Source organism: Thermococcus celericrescens (genome assembly GCF_001484195.1).
GTDB classification, from domain to species: Archaea; Methanobacteriota_B; Thermococci; order Thermococcales; family Thermococcaceae; genus Thermococcus; species Thermococcus celericrescens.
Window position 1 is genome coordinate 15,524 of the sequence record NZ_LLYW01000029.1, and the last position, 15,439, is coordinate 30,962.

The window sequence follows — 15,439 nt, forward strand, 5'->3', positions numbered from 1 at the left end:
TCATGCCGAAGTTCGATGTTTCCAAGGCTGACCTTGAGAGGCTGGTCGGAAAGGAATTCAGCGTTGAGGAGTGGGAAGACCTCTTCCTCTACGCGAAATGCGAGCTGGACGACGTCTGGGAGGAGGACGGTAGGATATACTTCAAGGCGGACTCAAAGGACACCAACAGGCCCGACCTCTGGAGCGCCGAAGGAATAGCGAGGCAGATCCGCTGGGCGCTCGGCTTCCAGAAGGGGCTTCCCGAGTACGGGGTCGAAGACAGCGGCGTAACGGTTTACGTTGATGAGAAGCTGAAGGATATCCGCCCCTACGGCCTCTACGCCATCGTTGAGGGCCTCAGCCTCGACGAGGAGGCACTCAGGCAGATGATAAACCTCCAGGAAAAGGTCGCCCTAACGTTCGGAAGGAGGAGGCGGGAAGTCGCGATAGGCGTCTTCGACTTCGACAAGATAAAGCCGCCAATCTACTACCGCGCCGCTGAGAAGACGGAGCGGTTCGTGCCCCTCGGCTTCGAGGAGGAGATGACGCTCGAGGAGATACTTGAGAAGCACGAAAAGGGCAGGGAACACGGCCACCTGATCAGGGACAAACCCTATTACCCACTCCTCGTTGACAGCGAGGGCAAAGTCCTCTCGATGCCTCCGATTATAAACTCCGAGATAACCGGCAGGGTGACCCCAGAGACGAGAAACGTCTTCATCGACGTGACCGGCTGGGACCTGAACAAAGTCATGCTCGCCCTCAACGTCGTCGTAACGGCTTTAGCCGAACGCGGCGGGAAGATACGGAGCGTTAAGGTCGTCTATCCGGACTTCGAAATTAGGACCCCCGACCTCACCCCGAAGGAGTTCGAGGTCGGGCTCGACTACATCAAGAGGCTCACCGGTCTCGAGCTGAGTGACGGGGAGATCAAAGACCTCCTTGAGAGGATGATGTACAGCGTCGAACTCGTCGATGGCAGAGCAAGACTCCGCTATCCGGCCTTCCGCGACGACATAATGCACGCCCGCGACGTCCTGGAGGACGTGCTCATAGCCTACGGGTACAACGAAATAGAACCGGAGGAGCCGGAGTTGGCCGTTCAGGGAAGGGGCGACAAGTTCATCGAGTTCGAGGACGCCATCAGGGAGCTCATGGTCGGCTACGGCCTCCAGGAGGTCATGACCTTCAATCTGACGAACAGGGAATCCCAGTACGGGAAGATGCTGCTCGAACCCGGTGGGGACCTCTTCAGCCACCCGCCCGCAGAGCTCGTTGAGATAGAGAACCCCATAAGCCCCAAGTGGTCCGCCCTGAGGGTCTGGCTCATCCCGAGCCTCCTCGATTTCCTGAGCCAGAACACCCACGAGGAGTACCCGCAGAGAATCTTCGAGGTCGGGAAGGCCACCCTCATAGACGAGAGCAGGGAGACCAAAACGGTCAGTGAGAGCAAGGTCGCCGTTGCCCTCGCCCACCCGCGCGTTACCTTCACCGAGGCCAAGGAGATACTTGAGAGCGTGATGCACCACCTCGGCTTCACATACGAACTCGAGAGCATTGATCACCCGAGCTTCATCCCGGGAAGGGCAGGAAAAATAGTCGTCGAAGGAAAACCGATCGGCATCATCGGGGAAATCCACCCTGCAGTCCTGGAAAACTGGGGAATAGAAATGCCCGTGGCGGCGTTTGAAATGTTCCTGAGGCCGCTCTATCGGGCGCCGTACCTCTAATCCTCCATTTTTATCCTCTTCTCCAGAAGGGCGCACATTATCTCGAAGTTCGTCACGTTCTCAAGCACCTCAATCCCTATTATCGCATCCATCCTCCCACCTCCAGATACACTTGGGGGATGTGGTTTATCAATTTTTCTCGCTCCCGCTTGAACAGCATCCAAAATCGGGGTTTACATTTGCAAAATAATCCGTCGCAGTATCAACCGGCACCGTGGAAAAGACATTTATACCCGCCAGCCCATCCAACAACCATGAGGTTCGCACTTAGAATAGCGTACGATGGCACCGCATTCTATGGCTTTCAGAGGCAGCCCGACGTTAGAACCGTCGAAGGAGAGCTGATACGGGCTCTATCAAAGCTCGGAATAATAAGGGACGCCGAGAGCTCAAACTTTAAGGGGGCCTCAAGGACGGACAGAGGGGTTTCCGCCATATTCAACGTCGTGACCTTTGACGTCGCCTCGAGGCCGGACCTCGTTCGCGCGGAGGTTCTCAACCACCACCTCAGGGATGTCTGGGTTCTCGGGGTTGCCGAGGTTCCGGACGACTTCCACCCCCGGTTCCAGGCGAGGTCAAAGACCTACCGCTACTACCTGGTTGACGAGGGCTTCAATGAGCGTGACATGAAGGAGTGCGCGGCGCTCTTCGTTGGCGAACATGATTTTTCGGCATTCTCCCGGCTTGAACCCGGCAGGGATCCGATCAGAGAGCTCCTCAGGGTTGATGTCATCAGGCGTCAGGGCTACTACATCATCGAAATCGAGGGCAAAAGCTTCCTGTGGGAGATGGCAAGGCGGATAGTCAACGCCATCCGCCTCTGCGGCCTCGGACTGATGGAAAGCCGCGAGGTTGAGGGGATGCTCGAGGGTGAGTACGGCAAAAAGGTCCCCCCCGCGCCCCCCGAGGGACTCATCCTCTGGCACATGGAGTACCCGGACGTGGAGTTCCAGGTGGATGAAAGGGGGATCAAAAAAGCAAAACGCGACCTGTTCGAGCGCTACTCAAGAGCGCTTACGAGGGCGGCCCTTTTTGGTGACGTTCTCCTCGAGCTTTGAGTCCATCTCCCTGTCGTAGTATTTACCGTAGTACTGCTTGAGCGCCTTCTGCCGCTCGATGAAGTGGGTGAAAAGCAGGGGGTCGTCGTCCTGAACGTCAACTATAACGGCCTTCATTCCCTTCTTCGGCCTCAGGGCGCGTCCTATTGTCTGAATCGTCATGATGTCGCTCTTGCCGCCTCCCGCGAGTATTATCGCCGAAATCTCCGGTATGTCCACGCCCTCCTTGAGGAGTGTCGAGATAAGAACCGGAATCTCGCCGTTCTTGAACGCCTCAAGTATCTCCCAGCGGTTGGAGCTCTTTGAGCTCAGGAACTCCGCCTTCACGCCCATCTCGCCAAGCATCTTCCTGAGTATCCTGCCGTGCTCTATCCTTCTGACATCGATGAGGACGCGGTGCCCCTTTCGGGCGAGCTCGGCGGCCTTCCCGGCCACGGCCCGGTTCCTCTCGTCGTTGTTCATTATCATATCCTCGTACAGCTCCTTGTAGCGCTCGCTGAAGGAGGGCATGCTCGACTCGTAGGTGATTATTTCAAAGCGCGGCTTCGCAAGGAACTTTTCCTTTATGAGGTCTTCCGCACGAACCTCGAAGATGGTGGGCCCAACGACGGCCTCTATCTTAATCTCCTCACCGCGTATGCGCCTCCAGGGCGTTGCGGAGAGGCCAAAGCGGTATATCTGGGGCAGCGAAAGGCCGAGCTGGTAGAACTTCTCGGCGGCGGAGGTTCTGTGGCACTCGTCGAACATGAGGATCGCGTATTCGTTCTGGAGCTTGTCAGCACCCCTGGACAGGAGGGTCTGTATCATGGCTATGGTGACGTCTTTCTCGTCCCACCTGTTGTCCCCGACGATGCCAGGTTCGACCCCCAGGACCTCACGAACCTTGTCCGCCCACTGATAGAGAAGCTCCTTGGTGTGGACCACTATAAGGGCCGAGAGGTCAAGCTCGTGTATTATCCTCAGCCCAACGACGGTCTTACCGCTTCCAACAGGAAGAGCCAGAACCCCCATTTTCTCCCGGAGGGCCTTTTTAACCGCCCTCCCTTGATACCTGCGCATGCTGTAGTTCTCGTTCCACGTGGAGTTCAGCTTGGCACCCCTAACCTGCCGCTCGTCCTTCACGCGGACGCGGTATCCCTTGCAGTTGAGGAACTTCTTGACCCTCGGAAGAACCCCAACGGGAAAAGTCTTCTCGTAGGGGTCGTAGAGGCTCTCCGGCTTTTCCCATTTGCCAAAGTCCCTCTTGTAGCTCAGCAGCTCGTAGATTTTAAAATACACCTGTGGATCCGCCTTCTCAATCCGAACCAGTGCGGAGCCATCGGGAATGCGGAGGGTTACCGTAGGCATGGCCAATCGTCGAAAGTTTGGAAAAAGGCTTTATAGGCCTTTTGGAACACCAAACTAAGGTGATAGAATGCTGAGGGAAATCATCGAACGGTTTGATGATGCCGTCGTTGTCAAGGAGCCGGTAAGCAAAGAGCTCGGGGTAACGCGTTATCTCCTGAAGTACCGCGACAGACCCGTCCTCTTCAAAGACGTGGACGGATGGGAAGTCGCGGGCAACATCTGGAGCACCAGGGAAAGGATTGCATCGTACCTTGGTATCGAGAGGGAGGAGATACTTCACACAATGACGAAGGCCCTGGAAAATCCCGAACCCTACAGGATGGTTGATGATGCACCCTTCATGGCGAACTCAACTGAGGACTTCTCCCTAACCGAGCTTCCGATTCCAAAGTACTACCCCCAAGACGGCGGCCAGTACTTCACCTCCGCCATGGTCATAGCCAGGGACGAAAACGGCTTCGTCAACATGTCCTTCCACAGGATGATGGTCATCGACGAGAAAAGGGCCGCCATAAGGCTCGTCCCGAGGCACCTCTACGCCATGTGGAAGGAGAAGGCCGAAGCCGGGGAAGAGCTGGACGTCAGGATAGTCGTCGGAAACCCGATTCACGTCCTCCTCGCCGGAGCCACGAGCGTTGCGTACGGCGTAAGCGAGCTTGAGATAGCCTCGGCGATGAGCCAGAGGGCCTTCGGAAAGCCCCTCGAGGTCTTCAACCTCGGAGGAATCCCCGTTCCCGTCGAGACTGACTTCGTCTTCGAGGCGAAGATACTTCCCGAACTGACGGACGAAGGGCCCTTTGTGGATATAACCGGAACCTACGACTACGTGAGGAAGCAGCCGGTGGTGGTCTTCGAGCGCATGCACCACGTCGATGAACCGGTTTTCCATGCCCTTCTCCCCGGCGGCTACGAGCACTACATGCTGATGGGTCTGCCGAAGGAGCCGCAGATTTACGCGAGCGTTAAGAGGGTCGTCCCAAAGGTTCACGGCGTAAGGCTCACCGAGGGCGGTGCGATGTGGCTCCACGCGGTGGTGAGCATAACCAAACAGCACGACGGTGACGGCAAGAACGCTATCCTGGCGGCATTCGCCGGGCACCCCAGTCTGAAGCACGTGGTAGTTGTCGATGAGGACGTGGACATATACGACGACAGGGACGTCGAGTGGGCGATAGCGACGCGCTTCCAGGCGGACAGGGACCTTGTGGTAATCCCCCACGCCCGCGGCAGTTCCCTGGACCCCTCGGCGGAGAAGAGCTTAACCGCAAAGTGGGGAATCGACGCAACGAAGCCGCTGGAGAGAAAAGAGGAATTCGAGAGGGCTAGGCTCTAGCCCTCATTCCACCATTTCAAGGAATATCTCCTCAAGGCTCGGCTCTTTGATCTGCATCGTGAGTATCTTGGCGCCGCGTGAAGCAACGAAATCGTGAACATCCTCCCTGATGTCGTCCGGTGCAACTATGCGGTACTTCTTCTCGCCCAGCGGCGTGACCTTCCACGCAGCCCCCGTGAAGTTCACCGGAACGTTGGTCTCCAGCACGATGGTGTAGCCCGCCTTCCTCAGGAACTCCCTCTTGATGTTGTCAAGGTTGTCCTCAACGCGGAGCCTGCCCTTGACTATTACCCCAACGGTATCGCATATCTCCTCAACGTGCGCCAGAATGTGGCTTGAGAAGAAAACCGTCCTCCCGGCCTTCTTCTGCTCCCTGATGATGTCCTTGAACTCCGCTATTCCCGTCGGGTCGAGACCGGTCATGGGTTCATCGAGGATGAGAAGCTCCGGGTCGTTGATGAGCGCCTGGGCAAGCAGGAGGCGCTGCCTCATTCCCTTCGAGAACTTACCGACCTTTCTGTCCCGTTCCTCCCACAGGTTGACCAGTTCAAGGAGCTCCCTGACCCGCTTCTCCCGCTCGGCCTTCGGGATTCCGAAGCGTCGGCGATTATCTCAAGGGTCTGGATGGGGGTCATGAAGTCCCACAGGGTGGCGTGCTCCGGCATGTAGCCTATGCGTTTTTTGGCCTCGACGAGCTGGTTCTCGTTGAATTTTCCATCGGCGAAAACCTCAAGGTCGAAGAGCTGAATCCTCCCCTCCTGCGGGAATATCAGGCCCAGGGTGCTGAGGATGGTGGTGCTCTTTCCGGCGCCGTTAGGGCCGAGAAAGCCGTATATCTGGCCGGGCCTAACCTCAAGGTTCAGGCCGTCGAGGGCGCGAACGTCTTTGTAAACCTTAACAAGATTCTCGATTCGTATCATCGGCATCACCTCAGATCCATGCGGAGGAAGCGGTAGAAGGCCAGGGCGAGGTAGACGAGGGTGAGTCCAAAGAGTATGCCCAGGTTAACCAGGTTCTTCTGTATGGCCCCCCCTATTCCCACGTATTCTATCTGCGGGTTCTCTATGTCCCCCGTAACCTTTGTGGCATCGCTGACTATGACGTCTATCTGAGTCGTTGGAACGTAGAAGAGGTATCTGGTCTTGTACTCCTTGCTTTTCTCCTGATACGCCTCCCAGTCGGGGTGGTCGCTTATTATGGTATCCTTGGCGGCCATGAACTGAACTATGGCGGGCATTATCATGAAGACCACGAACATGATCACCAGGGCCACGCCGAGGGCGGTGCTGGAAGACTTCACGATGGTGGAGATTATGTAGCCCAGCGCTATCAGCTGTATCATTGCCAGGAGCAGCAGACCGTTAAGCAGGAGAGAATCGGTGACGAGCTGGCTTCCCATTGGAGCACCCAGCCACGCCAAGCCGGCTATTCCAACGAGGGTCGTCAGAAGGAGCGCCATCAGCACAACCACCGTGTGGGCAATGAACTTGCCGCCGATGTAGCCCAGCCGCGTTATCGGCTTGCTCATGGCAACGCGCAGCGTTCCCTTCTCTACCTCGCTGTTTATCGCGGTGGCCCCCATCAGAAGGGCGAGTATGGCGATGAAAAAGCCGCCCAGTCCATTGATGTTGCCTATGAGAACCGAAACGGCCTGCTGAACGGTTTCTATTCCCTCCCCAGAGGCCTTCTGGAAGTAGAACCCCGGTATGTACAGAAGCATCATGACACCCAGGATAACCCACAACTTCTTAGTTCGAAGGCTCTGCTTGAACTCAAGCTGAAATCCCCAAAACATAACACCTACCTCCTTATTTCGGTACCGGAGTGAAGCCGTCCACCCGACTACAACTAATCGGAGGAGTATAAAAATTTTGTCTATGGGGTTGAAGTGACGGCGCCCCCTGCGGTTGCTGGCCGAAGCTCCACCGACAGTTATAAGAACCTCGGACATACCTTTCACTCCGATGCCTCGAACTTCGATGTGTTATTGACGGCGGAATATTTAAACCTTTGGGTCGACCCAACTGACCTCCTCCCCGTCCTGAAGGGCGAGGGTTCGGCTTAACCCCTCGCTAAGGGCGGGGAGGTTTGAGGGGTAATCCTCACCACCCTCTTTGAAGAGGGTTCGGAGAACCCCTCCGGGAGGGTCTTCCCCCAATTACCCCCACCGCCCGACAAAGCCGAGAGGCTCGGGGTTATGGTTTCCACCACCTTCCTCAAAATGTTGAAAGCACCAACTAAATCCGCATTCATGACAACGTCCTCTCTACGGCACTTAAATAAACCCCTAACAAAACGAGCGTTCTCATGACGCTGGCCGCAGAGAGGGCAAAGCTGGGAAGTGAAAGCCTCATCAACAACCACAACCAGAATACCATACTCCTCAGCCACTTCCTTCAAGCGTTTAATGACAGTATTAAACCTCCACACGTGGGAGAGGAGAAAATTCTGTCTCCCGCCTTTCTCAGAGTTTCTGGCAATTCCTTTGGGGTAACCAACGAGGATTCTCGAAACCCCGAGGTGATAAAGCCTCTCGACGGTCTGTCTCACAACAGTGTTAATGTAATGCTTTGCCTGAAGTTTAGCCTTCTCGTGCATTCTTTTGAGTTTTCTACTCTTCTTTGCACCACTCCTGTTGAGTTTGGACTGATACTCGGCTATCCTCCTCCGCCAGTAGAAGGCTATTGACTTTAAGGGCCTGCCGTTCACGAGGAAGCTTTCACCGTTCTCAACGTAGACCGCCATTAAATTGTTCACTCCCAAGTCAATTCCCGCTGAAAGGTCGCCCAAGGGTTTTCTTGGGATTTCTACCCACTCGTCCCCAATTATCTTCTCCTCGACGGTAAAGCTAACGTGGGCATACCACTTGCGTTTAACATCATCATAGATTATCTCTAACCTTCCTTGCTTGCCTTTGAGGTGTATTCTCCCCTTGAATTGAATCCTCAGCCTTCCGAACTTTCCAAGTCTTCGCAGTTCAATAACGTTCCCGTCAATCTTATATTGGTCATTTCGGAGAGGGATAATGAAGATTTTCCTGCCGTTTTCTTCCCTAACAAAGCCGGGCGGTTTCGGCCCGAACCATTCCGGCAGTCCCCCATTCTTTCTCTTCTTGTTGAGCGTAAAGAAACTCCTCCAGCTTTCCGCGTTCTTTCTGGCCAATTGCTGGACTGTCGAGCCGCCAATCCAGTTTTTGAACTCGTGGTAAGCTTCCTTTTCCGTCCCGCTAAAATCAATCCTGCCGAATTCTTTGAATTGTTTTAAACGCTGGTAGTTCAGCTTGTTCCAGATTACTGCCGAAGCGTGAGCTAACTGGAAGAGGGTTTTTTCCTGCTCTTTTGAGGGCTGGAGTTTGACCGTTACCGAGCGCTTCATCTCAAAGTATGGTATGGGTTTTGAAGTTTAAAATAGCAACGCTTTCCTGCCAGATAGCTCGTTGGGTGGCGTTTGTCCCCGCCCTAAAAGGCGAGGCTTGGAGAAGAAAAATGTCAAAAATTCAAAGGGCAGTCAGCCGCAAGACGTCCTCCCACTTCGTGCAGTGCTCCCTCAGCCGCCTGAGAACTTCGTCATTTCCTCCCAGAACGGGCCAGAGTATCGAATCTATGTGGAGCGGCGGAATTCCCGTTTCCTCCGCAATTCTACCCCAGAAGCTCACCGGCGGCTCGTTCGTGAATCTCTTCGTGTAGGCGTTTATCCTCACGTCGTCGGGTATCTCGATGGCCATTGGATACGGCACGAACTCGCCAAAGGCTATCCTACCAGCGTAGCCGAACATCTTAACCGCGAAGACTATCGTCTTGGCGCTTTTCTTTGAGCCAAGGGCCTTCGCAAGCTCGTCGCGCAGGCGTTCCATGCCATTGAAGTAGTAGTCCCTCAGGTCACCCAGCGACAGGGAATCGAAAAACGGCTCGATCCTCTCCAGTCTTTTGACCTTCCCCGTAACAAGTCGCCGGTTGGTCCTGGAGTTCGGCAGAAATCGGGAGTATGCTTCCGATATGCTCCTTCCCGGCGGATTTTCCGAAAAGTGCTTAGAGAACTCCCACCACCACCGCTCGCCCTTCGCCGTCAGCTGGTAGCTCACGAGGGAGTTCGCCATGACCAGCTTGATGAAGAGTTCATTATTTTTCAGATTTTCGTGGAGGTTTTTGAGGGCGTCGAACTGAAGGTCCACCCTCTCCTCGATGGTTCTGGCGCAGTCGATGCCGAGCTCGCTTAGAATCTCCCGGAGAACTCCCACCTTTTCCTCATCCGCACGGTACTTTACCTTGATGAACTTGTCGAGCGTCAAGCTAACCACCCACGGATTTTATCAGCCTCTCAAGGAACGCGCTCTCCTCGATTACCTCCGCCCCGGTGTTGTTCGGGACGCCGAGCTCGACCTTCGCCCTTATCCCGTGCTCCCTCAGGTAGTCGTGGGCCTCGGCGCTGAGCCTTGGGAACTCGTCCCTCATTATCAGCCCATAAACAGTCGGGCCCCATGAGCTTTGGCCATGGCCGTAGGTTTTTTCGGCGAGAAAGTCGAGTATCAGCTTAACGTCCTCCCTGAACTCCCCTCCCTGATACGGCTCGAAGTGCTTTCCAACGAGCCTCTGTATCGCGGAGAGGTGTTCACCGAAGGTCTTCACGTCACCCTCCTTCAGAGCGGGTAGGAGGCCGAGCAGTATTCTGTGGCTTATCTCCATGGCGACGTCTGCCCTTCCAACGACTCCCGCCATCACGGGCTTTTCTTCCTCCTCGTCGAGGCCGGGCTTGAGTTCCGGAATCACTAGGAGGAAGCCCCACTCGGGTGGAAAGTCCTCGCGGAATATCAGAGGGGGGATGCCGTTCCTAACGCCGCCGTCTATGATGAACCCGCCGTAGGCGAAGGAGTAGATGCCGGCGCCGCCGTTCCTCCCCCTTCCGAGAACCCTCGCCAGCTCCTCAACCGAGACGTTCAGGTTGTTAAGCCGGGCTATCCCTGTCGCAACGGCCAGACTGAGTTGAGTGGTGGAACCGAGGCCAACGTGCCGGGGGATGGCCTGTCTAACCTCAACGACGTAGTTAACCCCCGTTTCGTAGGCGGAGTTCATCCTCTTTATGGCGAACTCGATGGTTTTCCTGTCTTCTCCATCTGCAATCACTTCCATGGCCTCGCCCTCGACGATTCTGACCTCGTAGCCACCCCCAAGGGCAACGCCGAGGCTCCCAAAGCGCCTTCCAAAGGTAGCCGATGGATCGATGAGACCCAGATGAAGCCTCCTTGGAGTACGGATTAGCATGAACGTCACCGGGGAAAGTTGGGGGTATCGATTTTTAACCCTTCGGGCGGGAAGTTCCCTTCTGAGAGGAGAGAATGAAGCCCGCTCGTGCCCTATCGGGCGGTCATCACGAGGCAAGTCTTCCCGATGAAGCAGAAAGCCCCGCCCGAAAGGACGGGACAGTTCACCTGTTGGCAAAACTTTTAAGCATTTCCAATATTACACTCAATGGTGATAATATGGGGGAAGGTGATGACGCACTTGGGATTGCCCTGTACATCCTCACGATATTCACAGGACTGATAGGGATAATAACCATAGCGCCCCTCGTGGCCGAGCTGTATCTCTTCCACGTCCTCGGCAGGCTCAAGGCGAAGGTAACCGACGAGGCGGTCCTGGCCGGCTTCAGCGCGGTCAACGGCCTCCTCGCGGTCGCTGTGTATTCCAACGACCCGAATGTCGACCCGTTTCTGCCCGTCCTAATAGCCACGCTAACCTTTTTATTCATGGCCATCAAGCTCGAGCTGGGTGTGAACCATGAAGTTCGCGGGGATTGATCTGAGTGAGCCCAGGATAATGGGCGTCATCAACGTTTCGCCTGAGAGCTTCTACAAGGGGAGCGTCAGGGACGATGAGGACAGGCTCATCGAGACCGCGGTGAGGATGGTTGAGGATGGAGCAACATTCATCGACATCGGTGCCAAATCGACCGCCCCCTACCTCGAGACCCAGATTCCCGTTGAGGAGGAGGTAAGGCGGGCAGTATGGGCGGTTAAGGCCATTCGCGACCACGTGGACGTGCCAATAAGCATAGACACAACGAGTGCCAGGGTCGCGGAGGAGGCCCTGAAGGCGGGGGCGGATGTGATAAACGACGTCACCGGTCTGAAGGGCGACCCGAGGATGGCGGAAGTGGCCGGTGAGCACGGTGCCCCTGTGATAGTCTGCGCCCATGGGAAGGTGAGGAACCTCAGCGACCCGATTCACACCGTGATAGACCTTCTCAGAGAGAGCCTCGTTGTAGCCCAGAGACACGGTATAGAGGACGTGGCGGTGGATCCGGCCATAGGCTTTCTCCGCCCGGAGTGGCCCCCCTGGTACGAGTGGGACTCAAAGGTTCTGGCGAACCTCAACATGCTCAAAATCTTCGGGCGGCCCATCCTTATAGGGGTCTCCAGAAAGTCGTTCATCGGGGCAATAACTGACAGAAAAGACCCCTCGGAGAGGCTCCCGGGGAGTCTTGCCGCCACGGCAGTGGCCGTCTTCAACGGAGCGAACGTAATCCGGACACACGACGTCAGGGAAACACTCGATGCCGTTCGGACGGCAGCGTTCATGAGGAAGTTCCGGATGTAGAAGCCGCTTCTTTCGTCTTCTTCCATTCCTCAACCAGGGTTCCGAGGAGGGACAGGGCAACGGGGCCGATTATCAGGCCAACGAAGCCGAAGGCTATGTAACCCCCGAAGATTCCAACGAGGCTTATCAGCGCGTTTACCCCGGTTTCCCTCTCGCCCAGGCGAGACCTGAGGATGTAGTCCGGCATCGGGGAGACGAAAACCGCCCCGTAGAGGGCAAAGACGACCGCCGCGGCAGTCTCTCCGGTGCCGAACAGATAGGCCGCCCCGGCCAGCCAGACTATCCATCCCCCGAGGACGGGGAGAAGCTCAAAGAGTATCGTGAAGATGCCGGCCGCTATCGCACCGCCGGCGTCGGCTATAGCGAAAAGATAGAAGCCTGCCGCTATAGCCGCGCCCTTGAGTATGCTCAGAGCGAGCCATCCGCGAAGGAGGCTGTGGAGGGTCCTTCCAGCGCTGTTCAGGAGTTTAAGGGCCAGCTCCCTGTTGTCCTGTGGAAGGAGGGCATGAACTTCCTCCAGTATTGTCTCAGTGTTCACGAGGATTCCATAAAACGCGAAGACCATCACGATAGCCTGAAGAGAGAGCTTGGGAAGGGAGTAGGTGTAGCCTAGAACGTACTCCTCAAAGCGCTTGGGAATATCCTCCGCGAGGCGCTGGATGAGCTCGTAGATTGCGGGGGGAAGGTGGAAGCCAAGCAGCCACCGGAAAAAAGCATCGATATAGTACGCCAGAGACTGCTTGACGTCGTTTATCCAGAGGGCAAAGCCGATCATGAAGAGAAACGTCAGGATCGTGAGGATACCGGTCATAGTGAAGGCCGAAACACGCTTTCCGGTTTTCCGGGAGAGGCGCTCATGGAACGGATAGAGGATGTAAGCCAGGGTTATCGCGAGTATAAGGGGAGAAAGGATAGGGCTAACTGTCTCCCAGACGAGGTAGAGGACGACGAGTGATATCGCGATCCAGACTGCGGCTTCAAGCTCCATCCAGCATCCCCAGGTATTTCAGTATGAGCTCCCTCGCACCGGGTTTGTTGAAGACTATGAGGTACGCCCCCTCGCCGAGTATAAAGTTCTTCCCCATGGCTAATAAACCTTTCTTGAGCTTGTGAACCTCGGCCTTTTCGAAGTCTATGGCACCCTTAACCTCCTGGGGCGCATCGATCTCCTCGAGGGCCTTTTCGAGGCGATTGAGAACGCTGCGGTTGAGGAACTTGATGGGACTCGGCCGGAACTCCTCGGTGACTATCTCGGAAGGATCCATGTGGATGTCCCAGAACTCCTTGGCGCACTCAAAGGGATAGACGTAGTCCTCCCCATAATCGGGGAGGTAAAGCTCCCTTATCACTGCAAGGAGAAGCTTTCTGGCGTCCTTTCCGTAGAACTCCACCTCGAGGTTGAACTTCTCATCCCGGAATCCATTTTCAAATACCTCGAGCTTCTCCTCACAGAGCATTTCAGCCACCTCAGCCGGTCTTCAGGTAAGCGCTCACGTAGCGCGGATCAAGCAGGAGGGCCGTGCTCCCGAAGATACCAAAATCCGAAGGAGAGTCCCCACTGTATATGACGACGCGCGGGTTGGTGACGTTGAGCTCCTCCGAAAGGATTCTCAGGGCACGGTCGATGTCCCCGGTTTCATCCACAAGGGAGCCGGTCACGTTCATGGCGAACCAGGTCTGACCGGTTGCATACTTCCTGGTCTCGTTGAGTGGCATGTTTCTCCCGCTGCTCACCGCCTGGAGGAATGCCTGGAAATAGGTGTCAATGCTCTCCGCTATCCTCTCACGCTCCTCCTCGCTCAGGTCGCGCCACTCCGCGCCGGTGTCCTTGTAGGGGCCGGTCTTGAAGACATCGACCTTGATGCCGTTCATCTCGTAGTTCTTCTGGAGATTGTAGTGGACGTAGATGACGCCGATACTGCCCACCTCTGCGAGGGGGTCCGCTATTATCTTCTCGGCGCCTGCGGCGATGTAGTACCCACCCGATGCCGCCATGCCTCCGGTGTAGGCGACCACGGGCTTAATAAGGTTGAGCTTCCGAACCGTGGCGTAGATATCCCTCACCGGCCCCACGTATCCACCCGGACTCTCTATCCAGAGAACAACGCCGTTGATTGAGTCGTTCCTGGCAATTTCCCTCAGAAGGGGCACGATTCTTAGGGCGGTGTACTCGTCAATCAGACCGAATATCGGGACGACGGCTATCGTCGTGTTGTCTTCGGGCAGGTTCCGCTCCCTGAGCTGGGCCCGCATGAAGTCCAGCTGCCTCTGGAGTTCCTCTATCTGGAGCTTGTACGCCGTTTCGTTGCACGTCGCGTTCAGTGAGGTCTCCACAACTATCGGGGAGACGTTCGAAGGGGTGTAAGATTTCAGCTCAGAGTTCTGCATGTAGAGCAGCACCACCGCCACGCTTGAGGCGGCGAGCAGGAGTATAAGAACCGCGGATATGTACTTCCAGATGTCTTCCCTCATCCACTCACCCGAAAGATGTTCCGCCCGGAACTTTTAAACCCTGTCCTCGGTAAGCTTTTATATCCAGCGGTACACTCTCTTGTAGGTGGTAGCATGGAGATAGGAATTACGGTCTATCCGCATTTTGTCACGAAGGACAAGACCCTCGCGTCGGTGCTCGCGGATGTCAAGATAAAGAACTACGACTTCGTCTCAATATTCCCCCACACGCTCGGCCTCATAAAGAACGGCGTCGTTGTTGAGAAAAAGCTCAGAAACATTGAAACGACCCTGAGGGGCGTCGGAATCGACTACATCGTCAGGATGCCCACCTCCGTCAACCTCCGCGATCACATCTACTACACCCGCCACTTCCGCGTTGCAAGGGCAGTCGCCGACGTCGCGATAAAGCTGGGCGCCAAGGTCATCGTCATGCAGAGCGGGAGGACTGGGAGGCTCGACCTCGAAATAGAGGCCCTCCAGCAGCTTGCGGACATGGTGGGCCCGTTCGGGATAAAGATAGCCCTCGAGAACACGTTCAGCGTCAAGGACACGCTCTACGTCGTCGAGAACGTGGACAGGAAAAACGTCGGCTTCGCCCTCGACGTCGCCCACGCCTTCCTCAGCGCCCAGGGTGACGCGGACAAGCTGCTTGAGGACGTAAAGCTGGGGACCGACAAGACCGTAATCCTCATGATACACGACAACTTCGGAAAGCTCTTCCCGCAGGTTGAGCCCGAGGATGCCCTCGCCTACGGTGTCGGCGACCTCCACCTGCTCCCCGGCGAGGGAAGCATACCATTCGGAAAGGTTCTCAAGCTGTTTGGCGACGTCCCCCTGCTCCTCAAGGTCAAGGATCCCGAGAAGTTCATGAAGGTCCCGACGAAGCAGGGGTTGATAGAGCTGCTGACGAGTTTGTGATTTTCCATTTTTTGCGTACTATTTTTG

Annotated in this window: 14 protein-coding genes and 1 pseudogene; 6 read left to right on the plus strand and 9 right to left on the minus strand. The window is 55.9% G+C overall.

Annotated elements, in window-relative coordinates; all coding sequences use genetic code 11:
• The first annotated feature begins 2 nt into the window (after window positions 1-2).
• Both pheT and truA read left to right on the plus strand, forming a co-directional pair.
• The gene (gene pheT, locus APY94_RS08240) at window positions 3-1,709 is read left to right on the plus strand and encodes a phenylalanine--tRNA ligase subunit beta (protein ID WP_058939270.1); all 1,707 of its coding nucleotides are present in this window, start codon (window positions 3-5) and stop codon (window positions 1,707-1,709) included.
• A gap of 254 nt (window positions 1,710-1,963) precedes the next feature.
• Window positions 1,964-2,767: a tRNA pseudouridine(38-40) synthase TruA gene (gene truA / locus APY94_RS08245; RefSeq protein WP_058939175.1), complete on the plus strand. Its 804-nt coding sequence runs from the start codon at window positions 1,964-1,966 to the stop codon at window positions 2,765-2,767.
• Here the strand turns inward: truA and APY94_RS08250 are convergent.
• Window positions 2,714-4,114 (minus strand): DEAD/DEAH box helicase, encoded by a 1,401-nt coding sequence (locus APY94_RS08250; protein ID WP_058939176.1) that lies wholly within the window; start codon window positions 4,112-4,114, stop codon window positions 2,714-2,716. The two genes, truA and APY94_RS08250, sit on opposite strands and share 54 nt — an antisense overlap.
• A 67-nt stretch (window positions 4,115-4,181) precedes the next feature.
• Here APY94_RS08250 and APY94_RS08255 point away from each other — a divergent pair, with 67 nt between their 5' ends.
• The gene (locus APY94_RS08255) at window positions 4,182-5,447 is read left to right on the plus strand and encodes a UbiD family decarboxylase (protein WP_058939177.1); all 1,266 of its coding nucleotides are present in this window, start codon (window positions 4,182-4,184) and stop codon (window positions 5,445-5,447) included.
• Window positions 5,448-5,450: 3 nt separating this feature from the next.
• On the opposite strand, the pseudogene APY94_RS08260 reads toward APY94_RS08255, so the two are convergent.
• The 5 genes and pseudogenes from APY94_RS08260 to APY94_RS08280 form a co-directional block, all read right to left on the minus strand.
• A pseudogene (locus APY94_RS08260) lies at window positions 5,451-6,367 on the minus strand (ATP-binding cassette domain-containing protein).
• 5 nt (window positions 6,368-6,372) lie between these two features.
• Window positions 6,373-7,242: an ABC transporter permease subunit gene (locus APY94_RS08265; protein ID WP_058939178.1), complete on the minus strand. Its 870-nt coding sequence runs from the start codon at window positions 7,240-7,242 to the stop codon at window positions 6,373-6,375.
• Between the two features lie 266 nt (window positions 7,243-7,508).
• Window positions 7,509-8,822 carry an RNA-guided endonuclease InsQ/TnpB family protein gene (locus tag APY94_RS08270; RefSeq protein WP_058939179.1) on the minus strand — a complete coding sequence of 438 codons (1,314 nt, stop codon included), beginning with the start codon at window positions 8,820-8,822 and terminating at the stop codon, window positions 7,509-7,511.
• A 121-nt stretch (window positions 8,823-8,943) separates the two neighbouring features.
• The gene (locus tag APY94_RS08275; protein ID WP_058939180.1) at window positions 8,944-9,735 is read right to left on the minus strand and encodes an N-glycosylase/DNA lyase; all 792 of its coding nucleotides are present in this window, start codon (window positions 9,733-9,735) and stop codon (window positions 8,944-8,946) included.
• A gap of 1 nt (window position 9,736) precedes the next feature.
• The gene (locus APY94_RS08280) at window positions 9,737-10,705 is read right to left on the minus strand and encodes a beta-ribofuranosylaminobenzene 5'-phosphate synthase family protein (RefSeq protein WP_058939181.1); all 969 of its coding nucleotides are present in this window, start codon (window positions 10,703-10,705) and stop codon (window positions 9,737-9,739) included.
• A 218-nt stretch (window positions 10,706-10,923) separates the two neighbouring features.
• On the opposite strand from APY94_RS08280, the gene APY94_RS08285 reads away from it, so the two are divergent.
• Window positions 10,924-11,241: a hypothetical protein gene (locus tag APY94_RS08285; RefSeq protein WP_058939182.1), complete on the plus strand. Its 318-nt coding sequence runs from the start codon at window positions 10,924-10,926 to the stop codon at window positions 11,239-11,241.
• Window positions 11,222-12,040, plus strand: coding sequence for a dihydropteroate synthase (gene folP, locus APY94_RS08290; protein ID WP_058939183.1), 819 nt, complete (start codon window positions 11,222-11,224; stop codon window positions 12,038-12,040). Before APY94_RS08285 ends, folP begins: the two co-directional genes overlap by 20 nt.
• On the opposite strand, the gene APY94_RS08295 is transcribed toward folP, so the two are convergent.
• The 3 genes from APY94_RS08295 to sppA are packed head-to-tail and all read right to left on the minus strand — an operon-like array spanning window position 12,018 to window position 14,512.
• Complete coding sequence (locus APY94_RS08295) at window positions 12,018-13,028, minus strand: AI-2E family transporter (protein ID WP_058939184.1); 1,011 nt, start codon at window positions 13,026-13,028, stop codon at window positions 12,018-12,020. The genes folP and APY94_RS08295 overlap by 23 nt on opposite strands.
• Window positions 13,018-13,497 carry a PH1570 family protein gene (locus APY94_RS08300; RefSeq protein ID WP_058939185.1) on the minus strand — a complete coding sequence of 160 codons (480 nt, stop codon included), beginning with the start codon at window positions 13,495-13,497 and terminating at the stop codon, window positions 13,018-13,020. The genes APY94_RS08295 and APY94_RS08300 overlap by 11 nt, the downstream gene beginning before the upstream one ends.
• 10 nt (window positions 13,498-13,507) lie before the next feature.
• The gene (sppA, locus tag APY94_RS08305) at window positions 13,508-14,512 is read right to left on the minus strand and encodes a signal peptide peptidase SppA (RefSeq protein WP_058939186.1); all 1,005 of its coding nucleotides are present in this window, start codon (window positions 14,510-14,512) and stop codon (window positions 13,508-13,510) included.
• A gap of 93 nt (window positions 14,513-14,605) precedes the next feature.
• Here sppA and APY94_RS08310 point away from each other — a divergent pair, with 93 nt between their 5' ends.
• Window positions 14,606-15,412, plus strand: a complete 807-nt coding sequence (locus tag APY94_RS08310; protein WP_058939187.1) for a sugar phosphate isomerase/epimerase family protein — start codon at window positions 14,606-14,608, stop codon at window positions 15,410-15,412.
• Window positions 15,413-15,439: the final 27 nt, after the last annotated feature.